General features: G+C 69.3%; 20 protein-coding genes, 1 tRNA gene and 1 pseudogene. 14 read left to right on the forward strand and 8 right to left on the reverse strand.

What is annotated here, in order from left to right; genetic code table 11:
• Window positions 1-42: 42 nt before the first annotated feature.
• On the reverse strand, window positions 43-2,532 hold the full coding sequence (locus ASD38_RS04740; protein ID WP_056457995.1) for an ATP-binding protein: 2,490 nt from the start codon (window positions 2,530-2,532) through the stop codon (window positions 43-45).
• 194 nt (window positions 2,533-2,726) lie between these two features.
• Here ASD38_RS04740 and ASD38_RS04745 point away from each other — a divergent pair, with 194 nt between their 5' ends.
• The gene (locus ASD38_RS04745) at window positions 2,727-3,101 is read left to right on the forward strand and encodes a GFA family protein (protein WP_156390560.1); all 375 of its coding nucleotides are present in this window, start codon (window positions 2,727-2,729) and stop codon (window positions 3,099-3,101) included.
• A gap of 31 nt (window positions 3,102-3,132) precedes the next feature.
• Here ASD38_RS04745 and ASD38_RS04750 read toward each other — a convergent pair.
• Window positions 3,133-4,418, reverse strand: a pseudogene (locus ASD38_RS04750) (dicarboxylate/amino acid:cation symporter).
• 122 nt (window positions 4,419-4,540) lie between these two features.
• Between ASD38_RS04750 and ASD38_RS04755 the strand changes: the two are divergent.
• A tRNA-Arg gene (locus tag ASD38_RS04755) sits at window positions 4,541-4,617 on the forward strand.
• Window positions 4,618-4,828: 211 nt separating this feature from the next.
• Here ASD38_RS04755 and ASD38_RS04760 read toward each other — a convergent pair.
• The 5 genes from ASD38_RS04760 to ASD38_RS04780 all read right to left on the reverse strand — a co-directional run bounded on the left by ASD38_RS04760 (window position 4,829) and on the right by ASD38_RS04780 (window position 9,860).
• Window positions 4,829-6,013, reverse strand: coding sequence for a D-alanyl-D-alanine carboxypeptidase (locus tag ASD38_RS04760; protein WP_056457998.1), 1,185 nt, complete (start codon window positions 6,011-6,013; stop codon window positions 4,829-4,831).
• A 208-nt stretch (window positions 6,014-6,221) separates the two neighbouring features.
• Window positions 6,222-6,797 (reverse strand): hypothetical protein, encoded by a 576-nt coding sequence (locus ASD38_RS04765; RefSeq protein WP_056458001.1) that lies wholly within the window; start codon window positions 6,795-6,797, stop codon window positions 6,222-6,224.
• 54 nt (window positions 6,798-6,851) lie between these two features.
• Window positions 6,852-8,024, reverse strand: a complete 1,173-nt coding sequence (locus tag ASD38_RS04770; protein WP_056458002.1) for a mechanosensitive ion channel family protein — start codon at window positions 8,022-8,024, stop codon at window positions 6,852-6,854.
• 69 nt (window positions 8,025-8,093) lie between these two features.
• Window positions 8,094-8,453: a hypothetical protein gene (locus ASD38_RS04775; RefSeq protein WP_056458005.1), complete on the reverse strand. Its 360-nt coding sequence runs from the start codon at window positions 8,451-8,453 to the stop codon at window positions 8,094-8,096.
• Between the two features lie 108 nt (window positions 8,454-8,561).
• On the reverse strand, window positions 8,562-9,860 hold the full coding sequence (locus tag ASD38_RS04780; RefSeq protein ID WP_056435174.1) for an SLC13 family permease: 1,299 nt from the start codon (window positions 9,858-9,860) through the stop codon (window positions 8,562-8,564).
• Between the two features lie 93 nt (window positions 9,861-9,953).
• Here ASD38_RS04780 and ASD38_RS04785 point away from each other — a divergent pair, with 93 nt between their 5' ends.
• A complete protein-coding gene (locus tag ASD38_RS04785) occupies window positions 9,954-10,796 on the forward strand; it encodes a hypothetical protein (protein ID WP_156390561.1) in 843 nt (280 codons plus the stop codon).
• Window positions 10,797-10,806: 10 nt separating this feature from the next.
• Entirely contained in the window at window positions 10,807-11,550 is a 744-nt protein-coding gene (locus ASD38_RS04790) for a universal stress protein (RefSeq protein ID WP_156390562.1), read from the forward strand.
• Window positions 11,551-11,557: 7 nt separating this feature from the next.
• Here ASD38_RS04790 and ASD38_RS04795 read toward each other — a convergent pair whose 3' ends face one another.
• Entirely contained in the window at window positions 11,558-12,025 is a 468-nt protein-coding gene (locus ASD38_RS04795) for a MarR family transcriptional regulator (RefSeq protein WP_235523756.1), read from the reverse strand.
• Window positions 12,026-12,793: 768 nt separating this feature from the next.
• On the opposite strand from ASD38_RS04795, the gene otsB reads away from it, so the two are divergent.
• The 10 genes from otsB (at window position 12,794) to ASD38_RS04845 (ending at window position 20,215) form a co-directional block, all read left to right on the forward strand.
• Window positions 12,794-13,567 (forward strand): trehalose-phosphatase, encoded by a 774-nt coding sequence (gene otsB / locus ASD38_RS04800; protein WP_056435165.1) that lies wholly within the window; start codon window positions 12,794-12,796, stop codon window positions 13,565-13,567.
• The gene (otsA, locus tag ASD38_RS04805; RefSeq protein WP_056458013.1) at window positions 13,564-14,979 is read left to right on the forward strand and encodes an alpha,alpha-trehalose-phosphate synthase (UDP-forming); all 1,416 of its coding nucleotides are present in this window, start codon (window positions 13,564-13,566) and stop codon (window positions 14,977-14,979) included. The genes otsB and otsA overlap by 4 nt, the downstream gene beginning before the upstream one ends.
• A gap of 201 nt (window positions 14,980-15,180) precedes the next feature.
• Window positions 15,181-15,450 (forward strand): hypothetical protein, encoded by a 270-nt coding sequence (locus ASD38_RS04810; protein WP_056458015.1) that lies wholly within the window; start codon window positions 15,181-15,183, stop codon window positions 15,448-15,450.
• Entirely contained in the window at window positions 15,451-15,840 is a 390-nt protein-coding gene (locus tag ASD38_RS04815; protein ID WP_056458018.1) for a hypothetical protein, read from the forward strand.
• Window positions 15,837-16,106: a DUF5985 family protein gene (locus tag ASD38_RS04820; RefSeq protein WP_056458023.1), complete on the forward strand. Its 270-nt coding sequence runs from the start codon at window positions 15,837-15,839 to the stop codon at window positions 16,104-16,106. The genes ASD38_RS04815 and ASD38_RS04820 overlap by 4 nt, the downstream gene beginning before the upstream one ends.
• Window positions 16,106-16,384: a DUF5985 family protein gene (locus ASD38_RS04825; protein ID WP_082560663.1), complete on the forward strand. Its 279-nt coding sequence runs from the start codon at window positions 16,106-16,108 to the stop codon at window positions 16,382-16,384. Before ASD38_RS04820 ends, ASD38_RS04825 begins: the two co-directional genes overlap by 1 nt.
• A 122-nt stretch (window positions 16,385-16,506) precedes the next feature.
• Window positions 16,507-17,889: a chloride channel protein gene (locus ASD38_RS04830; RefSeq protein ID WP_235523757.1), complete on the forward strand. Its 1,383-nt coding sequence runs from the start codon at window positions 16,507-16,509 to the stop codon at window positions 17,887-17,889.
• The gene (locus ASD38_RS04835; protein ID WP_056435144.1) at window positions 17,886-18,203 is read left to right on the forward strand and encodes a hypothetical protein; all 318 of its coding nucleotides are present in this window, start codon (window positions 17,886-17,888) and stop codon (window positions 18,201-18,203) included. The genes ASD38_RS04830 and ASD38_RS04835 overlap by 4 nt, the downstream gene beginning before the upstream one ends.
• A 564-nt stretch (window positions 18,204-18,767) precedes the next feature.
• Window positions 18,768-19,394, forward strand: coding sequence for a hypothetical protein (locus ASD38_RS04840; protein ID WP_056435141.1), 627 nt, complete (start codon window positions 18,768-18,770; stop codon window positions 19,392-19,394).
• A 17-nt stretch (window positions 19,395-19,411) separates the two neighbouring features.
• The gene (locus tag ASD38_RS04845) at window positions 19,412-20,215 is read left to right on the forward strand and encodes a hypothetical protein (RefSeq protein ID WP_156390563.1); all 804 of its coding nucleotides are present in this window, start codon (window positions 19,412-19,414) and stop codon (window positions 20,213-20,215) included.
• Window positions 20,216-20,236 lie beyond the last annotated feature (21 nt).

A 20,236-nucleotide genomic window follows, 5' to 3' on the forward strand; every position in this document is an offset into this window, starting at 1 on the left:
TGACGGCTCTGAACCTAGATCAAACAATAGTTTAGACGGGGTTCAGGCGGTGACAATCGTCCTGGCGTCGTGATCGTCCGGCGCCCGCGTTTCGACCAGGGCCGCCAGCGCCTCGACAAGCTCGGTCGCGGTGACGGGCTTGCGCACGACCAGGGCGGCGCCGGCTTCCCGCAAGGCCGCCGTCTGGTCGCCCGCCTGATCCTTGGCGGCGTCGGCGAGCAGCACGGCGATCGGGGCGGGGGCCAGGGCGTCGCGCAGCGCGCCGAGGGTCGCCCGGCGCGTGTCGAGGTCGTCGCCCAGCTCGACGGCCTCGATCAGGGCCAGGTCGAAACATTCGCTTCGAGCGGCGTTCAGGGCGTCCTGGCGGCCGGCGACGGCGCGAAGGTCGCGGACCTTGGGCCGCAGCACGCCGGCGACGACCGACCGGGACAAGGGATTGGGATCGCAGAACAGCAGGCCGAGATCCTGGAGTCCGGCCGTGATCGGGGCCCAGGCCGCCGCGCCGGCCCGCTCCAGCGGCAGGTCGACGGTGGCGGTCGTGCCCTGGCCGATCGTGCTGTCCAGGCGGATCTCGCCGCCCATGGCGTCGACCAGCCGCCGGCAGATCGCCAGGCCCAGTCCGGCCCCGCCATGGGCTCGGGTGCGGCTGGAATCGCCCTGGCCGAACGGCTCGAACACCTCGGTCAGCTTGTCGGGCGGGACGCCGGCCCCAGTGTCGGCGACCTGGATCCTCAGCCGTTCGCCGACCGGGCCCTGGTCGACGGACACCGTCAGACGCACCGTCCCCTCGGCGGTGAACTTCACGGCGTTGGACAGCAGGGCGAACAGGATCTGGCGCAGGCGGCCCGCGTCCTCGACGATCCGCCCCGGGGCCCGCGAGAGGTCGCAAGTCAGGGCCAGGCCCTTGGCCGCGGCCTTGTCCGCCCACAGCTGGACGGCCTCGCGGCCCAGCTTGGGCAGGTCGAAGGCGGCGCGGTTGAGAGTGACGCCGTCGGTCTCGATCCGCGCCATGTCCAGGATGTCGTCGACCAGGGCCCGCATGGTCTCGGCGCCGGCGTTCACCACCGCCACGCGGTCGCGCAGCTTGGGGTCCAGATCGGGCTGCGCCAGCACCACCTCGGTCATGCCCAGGATGCCGTTGAGCGGCGTGCGCATCTCGTGGCTGGTGTTGGCCAGGAACTCGGTCCGGGCCCGCACGGCCTTGGCCAGCGCCTGATTGGCCTGGCGCAGCCGTTCATTGGCGGCGCGGGCCAGGTTGCGGCCGCGGCGCACGCCCACGACCGCCGCCAGCAGCACGACGGCGAGCAGGCTTGCGCCGGCCAGCAGCAGGGTGACGACCAGGTTGCGGGCGCGCGCCAGCTTGATGTCGCGCTCCAGCTGGCCGGCCTTGAGCTTGGCGATGCGCGAGGCCTGGTTGGCGTAGTCGAACTGGGCGGCCATCAGGGCGGCGTTGGTCGAGGCCGCCAGGGCCTGGCCCTGGTCATCCAGCCGCTTGAACGCCTCCAGATGCGCCAGGGCCAGCTCGGTCTGGCCCAGCTGCTTGTAGGTCTTGTAGGCGGCCGAATGCAGGTCGGCGTAGTCGGGTCCGGTGGTCTTCAGATCCACGCCCTCGAACAGTGGCGCCAGCACCTGGGCCGCCGCCTTGGGACGCCCCCGCGCCAGCTCCACCTGGACCTTGGCCTTCATCACCGTCCGCTTGGCGGTCTCCGCGTCGGGCAGCGGGCGCAGCAGGGCGTTGGCGGCGTCGATCAGGGCCCCGGCGGCGTCGGGACGGCCGTCGTGGGCCTCGGCTATGGCCTGGTTGGCCACGATCCGAGCTTCCAGCTGGGGGCTGCCCATCTGGCGGGCGATCTTGCGGGCCTTCTCGAACTCGGTCACCGCCCGGCCGAACTGCGCGTCCGACATCAGCGCGTTGCCGATGTTGTTGGCCGCGCTCAGCCGCAGCAGCTGGTCGGCGGGGTAGGCCTCGGCCGACTGGGCGTAGTAGTGCAGCACCTTCTTGTAGTCGTGGGCGTCCTGGTAGATCGAGCCGATGTTCTGCAGGGCCACGGCCTGGCCGCGCGGATGGCCGGCCTTGCCGAAGATGCGATAGGCGGCCTGGAAGTCGCGCAGGGCCGACTGGACCTGGCCGCGGTCGGCCTCCAGGGCGGCCTGGGTCATCACCAGGTCGCCGTGCAGCTTGGTGTCCGGGACCTTCTGGGCGGCGACCGCCAGGCCGGCGGCGATCACCGGCGCGGCCTCGTCGGGACGGTCCATCCGCAGCAAGGCCTCCCCCTGCAGCCACTGGGCCGCGGCGATCTCCTGGTCGCGGCGCGGGCCGGCGTCGGCCTTGGCCAGGGCCAGGGCCTGGATCGACAGGGTCAGGGCGCCGGCCGGATCGCCCATCATGGCGTCCTTGGCGGCGGCCAGCTTGGCGTCGACGGGGCCGGCGGGGGGATTGGGACCGGGACCGGCGGCGCCGGCGGCCGCGGGCGCGGCGGCCAGCAGGACGGCGAGCGCCGCCGCCGACCAAATCCGTGTCCTGTCGACCATGCACCCGCCCGATTTTTCGCCGACGTTTCGCCAACGCTCCCCAGAGTCGTCGCGGGCGCGTGGACAATTCGTAAACCGGGACGATAGCAGGCCTGGCCTGCGTCCCCGGCCGCGACCGGACGTCGCATGTTGACAGCAGGCTGTCAGCAGGAGCCGCCTAGGGTCGCGGGCGTTGTTCCAGCAAGGAGAGCGCCATGACCGACCTGCCCCTCAAGGCCCGCTGCCACTGCGGCGCCACCCAGTTCGAGGTGACGGAAGCGCCGACCGAACTGGCCGACTGCAACTGCTCGTTCTGTTCGCGGCGCGGGGCGTTGCACGCCTACTACAAGCCCGCCCAGTTCAAGCTGACCACGGCCCGAGACCGGGTCTCGACCTACCAGTGGGGCCACTATATCGGCCAGCATCATCACTGCGCGATCTGCGGCTGCCCGACCTATTCGGAGTTCCCCAGCTTCGACAGCGGCGAGCCCGACTTCGACGATCCCCGCATCAGCCTCAACGCCCGGCTGTTTATCGACTTCGACTGGGCCGCCCTGCCGGTGCGGAAGGTCAACGGCAAGGCCTACTGACCGCGGACGTCGCTCCCTCGCCGAACGCGGCTCAGTCGGCGGGAAGATCCTCGAGGACGTCAAGGCGCGTGGCGACGGGACCCCGGTCCAGCTCCCGCGCCAGGCGATCGCGATCCAGCGCGCCCTCCCAGCGGGCCACCACCAGCGTGGCCACGCCGTTGCCGACGAAGTTGGTCAGGGCCCGGCACTCGCTCATGAACCGGTCCACCCCGACCAGCACCGCCAGGGCGGCGATGGGGATGTCGGGGACCACGGCCAGGGTGGCGGCCAGGGTGATGAAGCCCGCCCCGGTCACCCGCTGGCCCCCTTCGAGGTCAGCATGGCCACGCCCAGCAGGGCGGCCATCTGGCCGAAACCCAGATGCGTGTTGGTGGCCTGGGCCAGGAACAGCGTGGCCAGGGTCATGTAGATGTTGGTGCCGTCCAGATTGAAGCTGTAGCCGGTGGGCACCACCAGCCCGACCACCGACGGCTTGGCGCCCAGCCGCTCCAGCTTCTCGATCAGCTGGGGCAGGGCGCTTTCCGACGAGCTGGTGCCCAGCACGATCAGCAGCTCCTCGCGGATATAGGCCAGGAACTTCAGGATCGAGAAGCCGCAGGCCCAGGCGATCGCGCCCAGCACCACCAGCACGAAGATCAGGGCGGTGACGTAGAAGGTGGCCACCAGGGCGCCCAGCTGGATCAGGCTGGCCACGCCGTACTTGCCGATCGTGAAGCCCATGGCCCCGAACGCGCCCAGCGGGGCCAGCTTGACCACCACGTGGATGATGCCGAAGAACAGCTTGGCCAGGTCGCTCATCGCCGCCGCCGCCCGGTCGCCGAACGGGCCCATGCGCGTGCAGGCGAAGCCGGTCAGCACGGCGATCACCAGCACCTGCAGCAGGTTCCCCTCGGCGAAGGCCCCGAAGAACGTGTCGGGGATCAGGTGCAGCAGGTAGGGAACCAGCCCCTCGCCGTGATGGGCCTTCTCCAGGTACCCGGCGGCGATCTTCGGATCCAGCGCCGCCGGATCGATGTTGAAGCCGTGGCCCGGCTGCAGGATGTGGCCGACCACCAGCCCGACCACCAGCGCCAGGGTCGAGACCACCTCGAAATAGACCAGGGCCTTGATCCCCACCCGGCCGAACGCCTTGATGTCGCCCATGTGGGCGATGCCGCCGGCCACGGTCAGGAAGATCACGGGGGCGATCACCAGCTTGACCAGCTTGATGAACGCGTCGCCCAGCGGCTTCAGCTGCACCCCCACGTCGGGCCACAGCGCCCCGACCAGAACCCCCAGGGCGATGCCGATCAGCACCTGGACATACAGCGTCTTCAGCGGTCGCGGCAGAGCCATGGCCTTCCCCCGTTCGGTTCCCAGGATCGCTTCCCGTCACGCTTTTCCGCCCCGGGGTTCGCACGCCCGGAAACTTGCGCTATGGACCCAGACGCGCGCAACGCGGCCCGGTAGCTCAGCAGGATAGAGCAGCGCTTTCCTAAAGCGAAGGTCAGGGGTTCGAGTCCCTTCCGGGCCGCCACGCGGCTGTTGGGCCGCCATGAGGCTGCGGCCTTGACGTCCTGGATCAGGCGGTGTCGGTCAAGTCGAACCGGCGGCCGTTGGCGCGAACGGGCGGCTTGCCGATGAAGGCGAGCGGCTGGCGGGCGGGACGTGAGCGCCGGCCCAGCCGCGCTCGGTCGTCAGGCCCAAACGCCGGCTGTCACGACGCGACGTCAGCGACAAGGATGGCTTCACTCCATGAGAACCAAGCAGTCTTCGCCTTCCGCGGTCAGGAGCGCGCAGGCGGCGTCGGCGCCCTGAGCCGTGCGGGCCGAGAACCGCGCCGCGAACAAGCGACCGATCTTGGACACGTCGCGGGCGCGCGCGCCAAAGCGACGGGGATGGCGCCTGGTGACGTCGGCCAGCCTGGCCAGGCTGTTGGCCTTGGACCGAAAGGCGCCGACCTGAACCCACCATCGAGCGCGTTCGGAAGTAGGCGGCGCCACATCGCCTTGGGCGACGGCGATTTCAGCGTCCGATGCGGCGGACGCCATCAAGGTTGGAGCGGCGGTTGGCGGGGTCGTCTTGTCGTCGATCGGCCGCGCTGGCTGCGTCGGGTTCAGCAGATCGTCGACCGCGACCTCGAAGCCCGTCGAGCGAATGGCCAAGCTTGAGAAACTGGCCTGGATCAGCCGCTCCATGAAGGCGTCGCGCGAGCGCGCCGAACGCCCGCCCAGCACCACGGCGATGACCCGGCGCCCGTCGCGCCGGCCCGAGGTCAGCAGGTTGTAGCCCGAGGCGTTGACGAATCCGGTCTTGAAGCCGTCGATCCCCGGCTTGGCCAGCAAGCGATTGTGGCCGCGGATCAGTCGACCGCGAAACACCGTCTGTTCCTGGTCGAAGATGGCGTAGTCGTCGGGATGGTCGCGTAGGAAGGCCCGGCCCAGCAAGGCCAGGTCGCGCGCGGTGCTGTAGTGACCCGGATCGGGCAGGCCCGAGGCGTTGCGAAACCGGGTGTGGGACAGGCCAAGGCTCCGGGCCTTGGCGGTCATGGCGCGGGCGAAGGCGGCCTCGTCGCCGCCGAGACGCTCGGCCAGGGCCGTGGCGACGTCATTGGCCGATTTGACGACCAGGACATCCATCGCCTCCTGCAGGCTCAGGCTGGCGCCGGCCGCCAGGCCCAGGCGCGACGGCGGGCGCGAGGCGGCGCGCGGCGAGATGGTCACCCGATCGGTCCGCTTGACGCGGCCCGTGTCGAGCGCGTCGAACGCCAGGTACAGGGTCATCACCTTGGTGATCGAGGCGGGATACCGGCGCGCGTCGGCATGACGGGCGTAGAGCGTCTCGCCGGTCTGGGCGTCGATGACAATGGCCGCGAACCGCTCATCGGTGGACCCCGCGCCGGCGGCGTTGGCGGCTGGGTTTGCGAACAGCAAGAGGCAGGCCGCGACGCCGGCGACGACAGGACGAACCCAGGCGAAGGAGGTCCACGACGCTGGGCGAGCGGGCGCGGAAGCTTGAAGAGATCTTAGGCCGAACATGGGGGCCAATGCGCCGTTGGAATGGTGAATCGGAGCTTAAGGTTTGGCGAGAAATATCGCCCTACGATGTTAGTTGCGCCGCTCGCTCAGACCGCGGTTGGGCTTACGCCGCCGGCCGTTTGGGAAGCCCGTGGCTGGCCGTGATCCGTACCGACAGCGCCCCGAACGGGGTCGGATCGGTGAGGCTGGCCCGCAGGCCGCCCGCCCGCCAGGTCATCGTCAGTCGAGGCGCCGCGCCATGGGCGAATTGGATCCGCGCGCTATGCGACGAGGCGGGCGGCCCAAAGCGCGCCTTGAGAAGGCCCAGGAGCGCATGGAAATTGTCGGGCGAGGTTTCCAGCGACACCGCCTCGACGCTCTGACCGCGGACAAACAGCGTCAGCCGCTTGAGCCTGACCTTGTCGGTGAGCGGCGGCGGGCTGTCGATCAGATAGTCGCCGTAGCGCCGCGCCACGCGACAGGCTTTGGCGCCGTCAGGCGCGGGGTCAGCGCAGACCAGCGGCGCCGCGGCCAGGCTCGACATCGGAATGCCGACCAGCGCCTCGACGCCCGTCAGGCCCAGGGGGCTTTGGGCGGCCAGGACCGCTCCGGGGTCTTGGCTCTGGCCTGTGGTTTGCGCGGCGGGCGCGCCCGCCAGGGCGATGAAGGCGATAAGGGCGGAAAGTGGCGTTGCGGTCATGGGGCGGGGCCTTTGCGTCGTGGGGTGGCGTGCAGAGACGGGTCTGGTTGCCCCTTAGATCGCGCTCAAGCCCGCCAGTTCGGCGATCTGGCGCTCGGGCATGACGATCTTCAGGTGCGGGAAGGGGATCTCCACGCCGGCCTCGTCGAAGGCCAGCTTGATGCGCCGGTTGTATTCGCGCCCGACGGTCCATTGCTGCAGCGGCGGGGTCTTGATCCGCGCCTTGAGCACCACGCCGCTGTCGGCCAGGCTGTCGACCCCGACCACCTCGATCGGTTCGAGGATCTTGTCGGCGAAGTCGGGGTCGGCCTTCAGGCGCGCGCCGACCCGGCGCATGATCGCCAGGGCCGCGTCCAGATCCGAGCCGTACGACACCTGCAGGTCGAAGACGTAGTACGAGAAGCTCTTGGTCAGGTTATGCAGCACCTGGGCTTCGCTGTAGGGGAAGACGTGCACCGTGCCGTCGAAGTCGCGCAGACGGATGGTGCGCAAGGTCATCTGCTCGACCAGGCCCCCGCTGTCGCCGATGCGGACGATGTCGCCCACCGAGACGATGTCCTCGACGATCAGGAAGATGCCGGTCAGGAAATCCTTGACCAGGGTCTGGGCCCCAAAGCCCAGGGCCACGCCGACGACGCCCGCTCCGGCCAGCAGCGGTCCGATCTTCACCCCCAGTTCGCCCAGTCCCATCAGCACCGCGACGATGACGATGGCGCCTTGGGCGACGCCGCGCAGCAGCGGCGCCAGGGTGGCCAGCTGGGCCCGCCGGCGCGGTTCGGCGGCGTGATCGGCGAAACCCCCCATGGCGCGGCCGATCGCCAGGCCCGCCAGCTCGAACGCCGCCATCCCGACGATCAGCAACAGGCCAAGACGGATCGCGCCGGCCAGGATTCGCGCCCCCAACGGCCTGGCCGTCCAGGCCAGGAGGTTGAAGCCCCAGATGTCGGCGATGATCAACACCGCGGCGATGACGGCGGCGGCCTGGACGACGCGGCCGGCCAGGCGCGCCAGCCGATTGGACCGCACGGTCTTTTCCGCGTCGGACGGGCCGGGCAGATGATGCGCGCCCAGCCGCGTCAGGCGCCTGGCCAGGCGCCCCGCGGCCAGCGCCACGGCGGCCACCCCAACGGTCAGGGCGATGTCGATCATCCAGGCCAGAGGGCTCAGGCCGGAAAAATGCGCCAGAAGGGCCCGTAGGCCCGCCAGGATTCGTTCGCTCGCCGTCATCGGGCGCGCCTCCTCATGCTGTGCGGGTTTGGCCGCGCAATGCGGCGGTCGTGGCGGCGCCGCGTGTCCCTAGGCCTGCAAGGGCTCGCGCGTCAGGGCGTGGCGGATGCGCGCGACCTGATGGTCCGGCGCGCGCCAGTCCTGCTGACCATGGGCCTCGTGCTCAAGGGGATCGAGCAACATGGAGCGCACGCCCCAGGTCGACAAAAGGGTCGCGGCCAGTTCCAGGACCTTGCGCTCGCCGGTCGGCTGGCCGGCCATCAACGCCAGGGTCGGGCCCGTCTGGGCGGTCATGGCCAGGGCCATCCTGGCCGTCTGGATGGGGCCCACGACACGGATGTCGGCGTCATAGAGCGTGGTCATGATCGCGGCGGCGTCGATATCCTCGCCGCAAATCAGCAGAACGGTTTCCTTGTCGTGATCAGTCATCGCGGCCCCACAGTTCAGGGCCCAAAGCGCTGGCCCAGAAACATCGTAGCACGATCTAATGAGGCGCCCGGACACATCGACCTGACGAATTCGTGACTCCCGTCGGGTCTAGAACGGGAAAAACAGGGGAATGACCGCCAGGCCAACGGCCCATGTGATCAGGTTGAGCGGCGCGCCGATGCGCACGAAGTCGAGATAGCGGTAGCCGCCCATCTGGTAGACCAGCACGTTGGTTTGGTAGCCGAACGGCGTGGCGAAGGCGGCGCTGGCGGCCATCATCACCGCCACCAGGAAGGGGCGGGGGCTGACCCCCAGGCTCTCGGCCAGGGCCACGGCCATCGGCGTCAGCAGGACGGCCACGGCGGCGTTCGACAGCAGCTCGGTCAGCAGCAGGGTCGCGCCATAGATCAGGGCCAGGGCGTAGAGCGGGCCCAGCTGGCGCAGCCATCCGACCAGGGCGTCGGTGGTCAGGGCCGCAAGGCCGGTGACCTCCAGCGACAGGCCCACCACCACCATGCCGGCGATCAACAGCAGGATCTCGGGCCGCAGGCCTTTGTAGGCGTCTTCCACGCCGATCACACCGGTGACCACCAGAAGCACCGCGCCGGCGAAGGCCGAGGCGGCGATCGGCAAGAGGCCCAGGGCCGCGACCGTCACCACCAGGACGAACACGCCCAGGGCCGCGCCCGCGCGCCAGGGATCGAACGGCGCGTCGAGCGGGTAGAGGGCCGGATCCTCCCCCGCAGCCGTCATCGCCGCTTGCGGCGCGGCGGGCGGTTCGGGCGGCGCGGCGGTCTCGACGCTGAGCAGGCGCGGGCCCAGCAGGACCAGATAGAGGCCGCCGGCCGCGGCGATGATCAAGGCCACCGGCGTGGCCTCGAACAGGCTGAAGGCCGGTTGGCCGGCGTTGCGGGCCATGTCGTTGACCAGCAGGTTGGTCGACGTGCCGATCAGGGTGCAGGCCCCGCCCAGGATGGTGGCGTAGGACAGCGGGATCAGGAAGCGCTTGGGCGACAGGCCCAGCGACTGGGAGACGTCGCGCACGACCGGGGCGCTCAGGACCACGATCGGGGTGTTGTTCAGAAAGGCCGAGGCCATGCCGCAGAACACGATCACCAGCCAAAGGCCCGCCGCGCCCAGGCGTGCGCAAAGCCGCGTGGCCCCGCGGATCAGCAGGCCCAGGAGCCCCGACAGCTCCATGGCGTAGGCGATGACGAACAGGGAGGCCAGGGCCAGGATGGCGGGGCTGGCGAAGGCGCCTTGAACCTCGACAGGACGTACGGTGCGCGTGCCCAACAACACCGCCGCGCCAGCCAGGGCCACCACATCGGCGCGCAGCTTGCCGTGGATCAGGGCGGCGACCACGGCGGCCAGCACCGACAGGGCGATGATCTGGGCGAGAGTCATCGCCGGCGCGCCGGCTCGCTGGGCGGGGCGTCCGGCGCGGACCGGGGCGGAGACGATTGCAATCGGGACCTTGTCTTCTGCTAGGCTGGCGCCATGAGCGACCATAGACCGAGGTCCCCGGACCGCAAGTTCGCCTTGATCGCCCCGATCGCCATCGGGGTCGCGGCCGTCATCGTGCTCGTCCTGGTGCTGACGCGCCCCGGGCCTGTTGCGGCGCCCCCGCTCGAGCCGCCCCCGCCGCTCGTGCCCGCGCAGGCCGCGCCCGCGCCGCCGGCCACGGCGTCCCGCGCCGACCTGATCGCCGCCGCGGCGGCGGCGGCCGACGCCTATGCGGCCGGTTCGACCCTCAGCGCCAAGGCGCTGGTCGGACGGCGCTTCGTGGTGCGGCTGGCCTTCGGCTGCGGCGGCCCGGTCGCCGATCCGGGACCGGCCCAGGCCTACTACCAGTATGATCCGGCCGGCCCGGCCCTGCGCCTGGTCGCGCGGCCCGCGACCTGGACCGACCTGCCGCTGGTCCGCGCCGCCTCCGGCCAGGCCACGGCCGAGACGGTCGAAGGCTTCTGGATCCCACGCCCGTGGCTGACGGGCGAGACCTGTCCCAGGCGGCGTGACGTCGCGCCGCCGGCCACGCCGACGCCTGTGGAGGCGCCAAGCCTTGGCCTGGCCATGTTCCATGACGCCGGGGCCTCGCGCGTGGAGCGTCGCAGCGAGCGTCCCTATGAGCATGTCGTCAAGCTCGACGGCGGGGACGCCGATCAGCAGCGGTCCTTTGATCTGCGGCTGGAGGGGCGTATCGCCAGCTTCGCCGACGGGGCGGCGATCCATTGCTGGAGCGAGTCGGCCGAACACCGTCCGACCTGCCTGTTCGCCGTGGACCTGGATCGCGTGGCCTTCGAGGACGCCAAGGGGACGATGCTGGCGGACTGGCCGCGATGAGCGTGCGCCGGTGAGCGAGCGTCAGGCGCGGGTTACGGCCCTCGTGGACCAATCGGCCTATGCCGTCAGTGTGGCCGAGCATGCTGCCTGGCTTTGCGGTCGCCTGGGCGGGCGGCTGCAGTTGCGCCACGCCCGCGAGACCGATGAAGCGATCGAGGACGCCCGACGACTGCTGTCGGACCTGACCGCACAGGTCACCGACCAGGGCGCCGAAGCGCCGCGGCAGAGCCTGGTCGAGGGCGGGGTGCTGGCCGCGGCGATCAGCGCCGAGACCGATCTGCTGGTGATGGGCAAGCGAGGGGCGGGCGCCCAGGACGCCCCGGCTATGCTGGGCCGCCATGTCGATCCGGTCGTTCGGGCGGCCAAGGTCCCCGTCTGCCTGGCGTCCAAGGTGTTCCTGCCCATCCACCGGGTCGTGGCGGTGATGGACGCCGAGCCGGGGCGACGTGCGGCGCTCGACCTGGTCGCCGCCCAGTCGGGCCTGGGAGATTTCGATCTCGACGTCGTGGTGGCCGCCTATCCCGGAGAAGAGCCCGACGAAAAGCTGGCCCTGGTCCGCCAGACGCTGGACGGCCGGGCCGCGGCGTTCGCCATCCGCGCCGAACGGCTTGGCGCTGCGGTCTGGGACTATCTTGGCGCGCGCTCCGCCGACCTGATCGTCATCTCGCGCGAGGTTCTGTTGACCGCGGCCCCGTTGCGCGCGGTCTCGCCGCGGAGCCTGTGGGCGGCCCGCGCCTCGGTGCTCGTCTGCTGAACCGTCGCTAGCGGCTGGGCCGCGCCGCGCGCCGGGCGGCCTCGATGATGCCGGCCAGGATGTCAGCCCCCTCGTTGAGGCGGCCCAGGTTGCGCTGGGAAATGGCTTCGAGGATGGTCTCGCCGCGCGGACGCAAGGCCAGGACCACCCGGCGGCGGTCGGCGTCGGAGTCGCGGCGCGCCACCAGATCGCGCTCGACCAGGCGCGCGACCAGTTCGACGGCGCTGTGGTTCTTGATCAGCAGGCTGCGCGACAACTCGCCGATCGAGATCGGATCGGGGCCCGGATGGGCCTTGATGGCCAGCAGCGCCTGGTGCTGTTGGGCGCTTAGGCCGTGCTCGCGCGCGCCCTGTTCGCTGAACGCCAGGAACTGGCGGATCGCCAGGCGAAAGTCGCCCAGCGCGCGATAGTCGTCTTCGGTCAGGGCTGGATTATCGACAGGATGGGGCGAAGGCGGCGAGAGCGGCGGCGTCACGGGAAAGATCCTGGCGGCGCGACCAAGCTCGCGGCCAACCGATCTTCTAGCACGCCTGACGAGTCGCGGCGGTTTCGTGATCGACCGATTTGACTCATTACATCGTGTCACGATATTTGATGCTCATGGCTTTAAGGAAAGCCGTGCGCGCCCAGGTCACGGGGCCGCCGGCGCGGGCTTTTAGAGGGCGGCTCGCGCCGGCGTTGCGACGTCGGTGGCGGCTGTGGACTCTGCTGGTTGGGGCGGCCGTCATGGCGGCTGCCGGAGCCTTGGCTGGAGCTCAGATTCGCCTGGACGACCTGGAGCTCCGACCTGGCCATGCGCCGCATCTGCGCGTCGGGCCAGGGCAGGGGCGGTAAAGCCGGCCTCACTATCGCGTGAGGCTTCGCCCGCCTGCCGCCCCGCCTGCTAGGCTCGCGCGAGCTTCGACCGCCCGGGGCCGGGCTTGCGCTTTCGCCGGCGTCGCATCGCGCGACGGGGTTGGCCATCCTTCGATGGCCGATCCGACACTTTGGAGAACCACCGCGCCGCGCACGGCGCCCAAGACCTCAAGGGGCACTCTATGCGACCAAGGATCCAAGCCGGCGCGTCTCGCCGCCCGCGCGCCCGGCGCGCCACGCCAAGCCGCCGCGCCGCGTCGCCACGGCTCCAGGCCTGATCACACCGCCGCGATGGCCTGGCCGTCGCCCCCTTGAGCCGCCGCCGCCCGCCGGCGTGATGGCAGAGCGCGTCCGAACCGATTTGTCGGACGCGAGCCATGGAGACTCCATGACGGCCCAGATCATCACCTTTCCCGAGACGCTCTCAGCGCCCCCCTCGCTCGACACCGCCGGCTGCGCCCTGTTCCTGGACCTCGACGGCGTTCTGGCGCCGATCGTCGATCGGCCGGACGGCGTCAAGCCTGATCCGCGACGGACCTGGATCCTGCGCCGGCTGGCCGAACGTCTCGACCGCAGGATCGCCATCGTCAGCGGCCGCACCATCGCCGAGGTGTCGGCGATCACCGAGAACGCCGTCGTCGCCGTGGCCGGCGTCCATGGCCTTGAACGCCGGACGGCCGTGGGCGAGGAGGTCGCCGTGCTCGCCGACCCGGAACTGGCCGAGGCCAGCGCTATTTTTAACGCTCTGGCCCGGGCCCAGCCGCAGCTGATCGTGGAGGAAAAGGGGCTTTCGGTCGCGCTGCATTATCGCGCCGTGCCGTCGGCCTGCGAGGCGGTTCGCGAGGTCGCGCGACGCCTGGAAGCGGCGACGGATCTGGTCCTGCAGGAGGGCGATATGGTCGCCGAGCTTCGCACCGCCGGGTCCGACAAGGGCCAGGCGCTCGAGGCCTTCATGGCCGAGTGGCCCTTCCAGGGCGCGCGACCGGTCTTCGTGGGCGATGATCTTACCGACGAGGATGGCTTCCTCGCCGCCGAAGCGGCCGGCGGCTATGGCGTGCTGGTGGGGGAAAGCCGGCGCCAGACCGCGGCCCGCCATCGGCTAGCCGACGTCGCGGCGGTTCTCGACTGGCTGGAGGCGGCGATCGTCGAGCGCGCCTCGTGAGCCGCCTGATCGTCGTTTCCAACCGGGTCAATCCGCCAAGCGACGCGGGCGTGGGCACCGCCGGCGGCCTGGCCATGGCGCTGGCGGCGGCCTTGCGTGAATATTCCGGCGTCTGGTTCGGCTGGAGCGGCGAGACGATCGAGAGCTTCACGGGCCAGATCTCGATGCAGAAGGTCGGCGGGGTGACCGTGGCCCTGGTCGATCTGGAAGAGCAGGATCGCGAGGAATATTACGACGGCTACGCCAACCGCACCCTTTGGCCTCTTTTCCATTCGCGCACGGATCTGGCCGCCTATGAGCGCTCGTTCGGCGAGGGCTATCAAAGGGTCAACCGCCGCTTCGCCGAGACCCTGGCCCCGCTGATCGGTCCAAACGATCTGGTCTGGATCCACGACTATCACCTGATCCCCTTGGCCGATGAGCTGCGGAAGCTCGGGGTGACCAACCGCATCGGCTTTTTCCTGCACATTCCCTGGCCGAGCCGGCGGCTGCTGACCACCTTGCCCCAGCACAAGGAGCTGGTGGAATCGCTGCTGGCCTACGACCTGGTCGGCTTCCAGACGCACGACGCCCTGGAGGCGTTTTCCGACTATGGCGAACGCGAGCTGGGGCTTGCGATCAACGACGGCGTCGTCGAGGCCGGCGGCCGCCGAACCCGCATCGGCGCCTTCCCCATCGGGATCGAAGCCGACGCCTTCGCACAGCTGGCCCAGCAGGACGCGGCCCGCGAAACCTTCGAGCGCGTTCGCGCCAGCCAGGCGGGCCGGCGCATGATCCTGGGTGTTGATCGCCTCGATTATTCCAAGGGTCTGGAGGAGCGGTTTCTGGCCTACGAGCAGTTGCTGGTCGATCATCCCGACTGGGCCGAGCGCGTCTTCCTGCTGCAGATCGCCACTCCCAGCCGCGACGCCGTGCAAGCCTATCAGGAGATCCGCGCGCGGCTCGACGGGGTGTCTGGCCGGATCAACGGCGCCTTCGCCACGGTCGACTGGGTGCCGATCCGCTACGTCAACCGCGCCCATCGGCGCGACGAGCTGGCCGGCATCTACCGGGCGGCCCAGGTGGGGCTGGTCACGCCCTTGCGCGACGGCATGAACCTGGTGGCCAAGGAATATGTCGCCGCCCAGGATCCGGACGATCCGGGCGTCCTGGTCCTGTCCAAGTACGCCGGCGCCGCCGAGCAGATGCAGGACGCCTTGATCGTCAACCCGTTCAGCCGCGAGGAAACCTCCGAGGCGCTCGGCCAGGCCCTGGCCATGCCCAGGGCCGAGCGGAGCGCGCGCTGGAGGCGGCTGATGGACGGGGTGGCGCGCGACGACGTATCAGCCTGGCGCGATCGCTTCGTCGCCGCCTTGGCCGGCGATGTCGCGATCACCACCGCGCCGGGTGGCGACACGCGCAAAGCATCGTGATACGATGTTATGGTCGGGTGAAACCGGCGCGAGCGGCCGCCAGAGCCGCCGCGGGGAGGAGGCGCACCATGAAACCTGGCCACCTGAGCGGCTTGCCGCTCGAAATCATCCTCGTCGCGGCCACCGTGGCGGCTTGCGCATGGTTCGTGTCGCAACGCCTCGGCGGCTGAGCGACAAAACGTTGATCGTGATGGAGACCCCATGAGCGAAAGCGCCTGGGAGGACGCCCTGGAGACCGTCGTGGCCGTCCTCGAAGCGCCGCCACCGCCCGATTCCCAAGAGGGACAGGTCATTGACGAGCCTTCGCGGCGGGTGCTGGCCGCCGCCCCGTCCACGCGCTGGCGGGCGGTGGTCAATCCGTTTGGCGATCATCCGGACGGCATTGGTCAGGCCCTGGGCATGGACTTGGGCCGCACCTCAAGGATGGAGAGCTTTGTGAGGCGTTCATACGCCACGACGGCGGACGACTAGATGCCGCGTCGAGACGATCCTGGATTTGACGACGACATCGTTCGGTTCGTGGTTTCGGACCTGCGCACGGTGTGGGCGCTGGAACTGCTCCTCCTGATGAAGGGCGCGCCGGACCGCGTCTGGACGGATGTGGCGTTGACCGCCGAGCTGCGCGCCAATCTCGGCATGGTCGGCGAGATCCTCAAACGCCTCCAGACCCTTGGGCTGGCGGTGTGGGACGGGGAGGGCTGGGCCTACCGCGCAGCCAACGTCGAACTCGACGCGCTCTGCGCGCGCACCGAGGGCGCCTATCGTCAAAAGCCTTTCGCGATGATCAGCCTGATCGGGCGCGGCCATGACGCTCTACGCGATCTGGCCGACGCCTTTCGGCTAAAGGGCAAGGAGCCATGAGCCTGCTTGCGCCGCAACTGGTCTATCTGCTGTGTCTGGCCACCAGCCTAGTCTGTGCGGTGCTGCTGGCGAGGGCCCATGGGCGATCGCGCCATCGCCTCCTCCTATGGTGCGCGATCAGCTTCGCCCTCCTGGCTCTGAACAATCTCCTCCTGGTCGCCGACCTCGTGCTCCTTCCGGCCAGGGACCTGTGGATCTGGCGCCAGGTGGCGGCGGCGGCCGCTCTGGGCGTCCTGCTGGGCGGCTTCATCTGGGAGCGCGACTGATGCTTTCACCGGTCTTGATCGGCTTCGTCGGCGGCGCCTTGGCCATGGGCTATCTCGTCGCCGCCGGTTTCTTCCTGCGGTTCTGGGCCACCAGCCGTGATCGTCTGTTCCTGGCCTTCGCCGGCGCCTTCGCCCTGATGGCCGCCGCCCAGGTCTTCACCCTGATGGGCCGGTCAGCGCAAGAGGGGAACGGCCAGGTCTACCTGCCGCGCCTGGCCGCCTTCGTGCTGATCATCGTGGCGATCCTGCTGAAGAACCTGCCGTCCCGCCGGACCTGAAGTGGTCGCCTTGACCCGGACGCCGCGCGCGGCTAGGGCCTAAACATCGTGAGACGATGTAATCGTCTTGCCTCACCCTTCATTCTTCTTCCCGCGCCCCGGCGTCGAAAAGCCCTTTGACCATGTCCTCGCCCCTGGAGACCCTCGGCCGTCAGCACAAGCTGGTGCGCCTGCGGGCCCGACGTTCGATGCGGACCGGCGCGGTCGTGGCCGCGGCCGTGGTCGCCGGGGCCGCGGCGGTCGGCTTCGCCAAGCTGTGCGACGCGGCCATGGCCCTGCACGCGCGGATGATCGTCGGCAAGGTCTGGCTTGGGCCGGCGCTGCTGGTCGTCGGCATGCCGCTCTGCGTCTGGCTGATGCGCCGCCTGGCGCCGGCCTCCGCCGGCAGCGGCATCCCGCAGGTGATCGCCGCCGGCGAGATCGGGCGGGGACGGGGGCTGGACGGCGAGAAGATCCACGATGAGCGGGTCTCGATCCGCACGGCGCTAGTGAAGATCTTCCTGGCGGCGCTGCTGTTGGTTTGCGGCGGATCGATTGGCCGCGAGGGGCCCACCGTCCAGGTCGTCGCCGCGGTCATGGTGTTCCTGACCGGTTGGCTGCGAGGCGGGCCCGGTCGGCGCACCCTCCTGATCGCCGGCGGCGCGGCCGGGGTCTCGGCGGCGTTCAACACGCCCATCGCCGGCATCGTCTTCGCCGTGGAGGAACTGGCGCGGGGCTTTGACAAGCGCGCCAACACCGTGGTGATCCTGGCCGTGGTCTCGGCGGGCGTCGCGGCCTACGCGCTGGGCGGCAACTACGCCTATTTCGGCGACATGTCCGGTTCGGCCGGCTGGCACGCCTGGCTCAGCGCGGCCCTGATCGGCGTCGTCTCTGGCGTGGCCGGCGGCCTGTTCTCGCGCCTGATGGCCGCGGTCCTGGTCGGCGACAATCCCGTCCGACGTTGGAAGGACGCGCGGCCCGTCCGTTTTGCGATGATCTGCGGCGTGATCGCGGCGGGCGCGGCGGTTCTCAGCGGCGGGGTGACCTATGGCGCGGGCTACGCCGAAGCCAAGTCGCTATTGTTTGGCCACTATGCGTCAGGCTGGGGTCTGGCGGCCGGCAAATGGCTGGCGACACTGTCGGCGGCGGCCAGCGGCGCGCCCGGCGGCATCTTCGCCCCGTCACTGGCCACGGGCGCCGGTCTTGGGGCGTTGTTCGCCCATCTGGCGCCGTGGGCCGGCGGGCGCGAGGCGGTGACGCTTGGCATGGCCGGCTATCTGGCCGGCGTCGTCCAGGCGCCGCTGACCAGCGCGGTGATCCTGATGGAGATGACTCGCGATCCAGGCTTGGTCGGGCCGCTGTTGCTATGCACCCTGATCGCCAAGCGCTGCTCCGAAGCGGTCGCGCCGGTCCCGCTCTATCACGCCTTGGCGCGCGCCTGGACGCGGCCCCGCCGACGGGCGGCGCGGCAGGCGCCCGCCAACCTGGCGGTTTCGGGCCCCGTCTCGGGTGAGGGGACGCCGTGACGTTTCTGCACTTGGTCCGCCGGCTGCTCTGCTTCAGCGCGCTGACGATGATCGGCGCGATCGCCATCAGCGTGATGACCCACGACGCCTGGCTTCTGGTAGGTCACGTCCTTGGCGCCGCCAGCGCGGTCGTGGCCGCGATCGCGGTCTTGGCGTTCGTGGTGGTCGGATTGCGGCGGATCGCGGCGGATTTGCCGCCAAGGCCCACTGAGGTCCACGTCATCGCCCCCTTCGAGCGGGGCCTCACCGGGCTTGCGCAGCCGCCAGATACGGAGCCTCCCTCGGCGCCCGATGCTGATTGGTCGCCGGACTGAAGGTCGTTTTTCCGGACCGACACCAATGTCCGCATTTGGCGCAGACCCGCATGCCGACTTCAACTCGCGGGGCGACGAAAGGCGGCATAGGCCGCGTCGAACGCTGACAAAGGGCCCGGATCAAAGGGCTTCGCCACGACGGTTGTATCGAGCTCGAAATACTGAGGGTGCTCTTCTGCGAACTGCGAGAATGAAGGCATGAAGTCTGCCAAGCCTATACCGGCCCGAACAATTGTCGCCGCCGATGGGCGCATAGTTGAAGACGGCATTGAATGAGGGTCATCTTTAGGTGGTCAATGCGCATCCAGGGACGGGCTTAGGTGGTCTGGGTGAAATGGTGGAATTTGGCCAGTCGAATTAGATCAACGGCTTAGTCGGTCGCCCCTTTCGCGCACCGACATGGCCGGTATCCACTTACCAAATCGCCACTTTAGATAGCTGTCGCCGACGCATCGAAGGCGTTCGGCCGACAAAGCGCAACTTTACCTTGCGTCGCGAGACTCCGCGGTCATATTCTTAACCGAGTTGGCGTGGGGGGGCGGAATGAGGGGGAGTTCTGGTCGGGTGCGCGGGCGCACCTACCTCGCCGTCGGCCTGTTCATCGGCGCCTTGATCGTGATCGCGCTCAACGCCGGGGTGATAATTCCCTTCGTCGAACGGAGGCCAGAGATCATCGCCGTGAGCGACGAACCGTTCGCCTACGGACCTTCCCTCGCCTCCTGGCTCGGCGAGGACATTATCCACAACGTGGCCCTGATGCTGAAGGAAATGCATCCGGTCACGGACAGCGGCTTGCGGATGGAGACCTTGAATCCGGCCCCGACCTTGCTGTTCGACAGGCCTGGTTTCACGTTTGAAGCGTCGGATGGCCACGTCCAGGCCTACCGCGGCGTATTCGGGGATTCACCCATCGATCCGCATACGGATTTACGACCTGTGGATCCGGTCGGCATGCTGGGGCGGGTCGCGGGGACCCTCGACGACGTCAACATGCGCCCGTTCATGAGTGCGGCGGGCGTGCATATTCCCGATGTTTCGCTTCCGCCGAACGAGCGGGATTGGGTCACCCGTGTGGTGCATCCGGGAGCCAGCGCGGGGAGCACCAATCCGCCTCTGCCGGCCGTCCGGGCGGCGGTGGAGGGCCTGTTCGAACCGGCCTTTTCCGCTGTCGTCGTCGGCACGTCGGTTTAAGGAAGGGGTGCAGAAAGATGAGCCAGTTGTCGTTGGGAAAACGCATGGAAGATAATCGAGCCTGGCCGCTGCCGTATTTGCTAGAGGCGGTGTCGCCGCCGCTCAATCAACCGAAAATGCTGCCCAAACCTTCCGGGCTGCAAAAGGAAATCGTCGTGCAAACCCTCACCGTCGGGGCAGTCGGAATCAGCCTAGGCGGCCCTTTTTGGGACGAGGTGTACGAGATGCACGATGCGCTCGCCGCGACCTTGCCTCTCCCCCTCGAAGCCTGGTTGCGACCGGGGGAAGACGACGAGGGCGAGCAGCGTCCGCTGCCGGATCTGTTCAATCACAACGCCGCTCTGATCGTCTCCCCCCGTTTCATGGAAATCGCGACGCCCTTCCTGCGCGATTTCGAGGTCCTTCCGATCCGCTTCGAAAGCACGCCGGCGGGAGAGGATCCAACGGTGAAGGGCGGGGGCGAGACGATCGACGGGTATGGATGGCTGCGCACCTGGAGGCGGTTGGATCTCATTGATCGATCAAGGTCGGAGTTCCGCCCCATGCCTCCACCAGAGGCCGATTCACCTTACCGCGACGCTCCGGTGTCGATTTACGATTGGTCGAACTTGGTGCTGTCGCCGGTCCCGGTCGACGAACATCTGTTCGGGCTGACCGGCCTGCTGGGCGGGCGCCGCTTCTTTTCCCTCGAGCTCTATCGGGCGATCCACCAGGCCGGCCTTCGGGTCCACTTCAGGCCCGCATCTCTCAATGTGGCCGACAAGGCCAAGCACTGGGCTGAAGAGAGCGCGCTCAAGGCGAGTGTCGGGGGGGGGCGTTGACCGATTTCAGCACTCTGAACC

Source organism: Caulobacter sp. Root487D2Y (assembly GCF_001427165.1).
GTDB lineage: Bacteria > Pseudomonadota > Alphaproteobacteria > Caulobacterales > Caulobacteraceae > Caulobacter.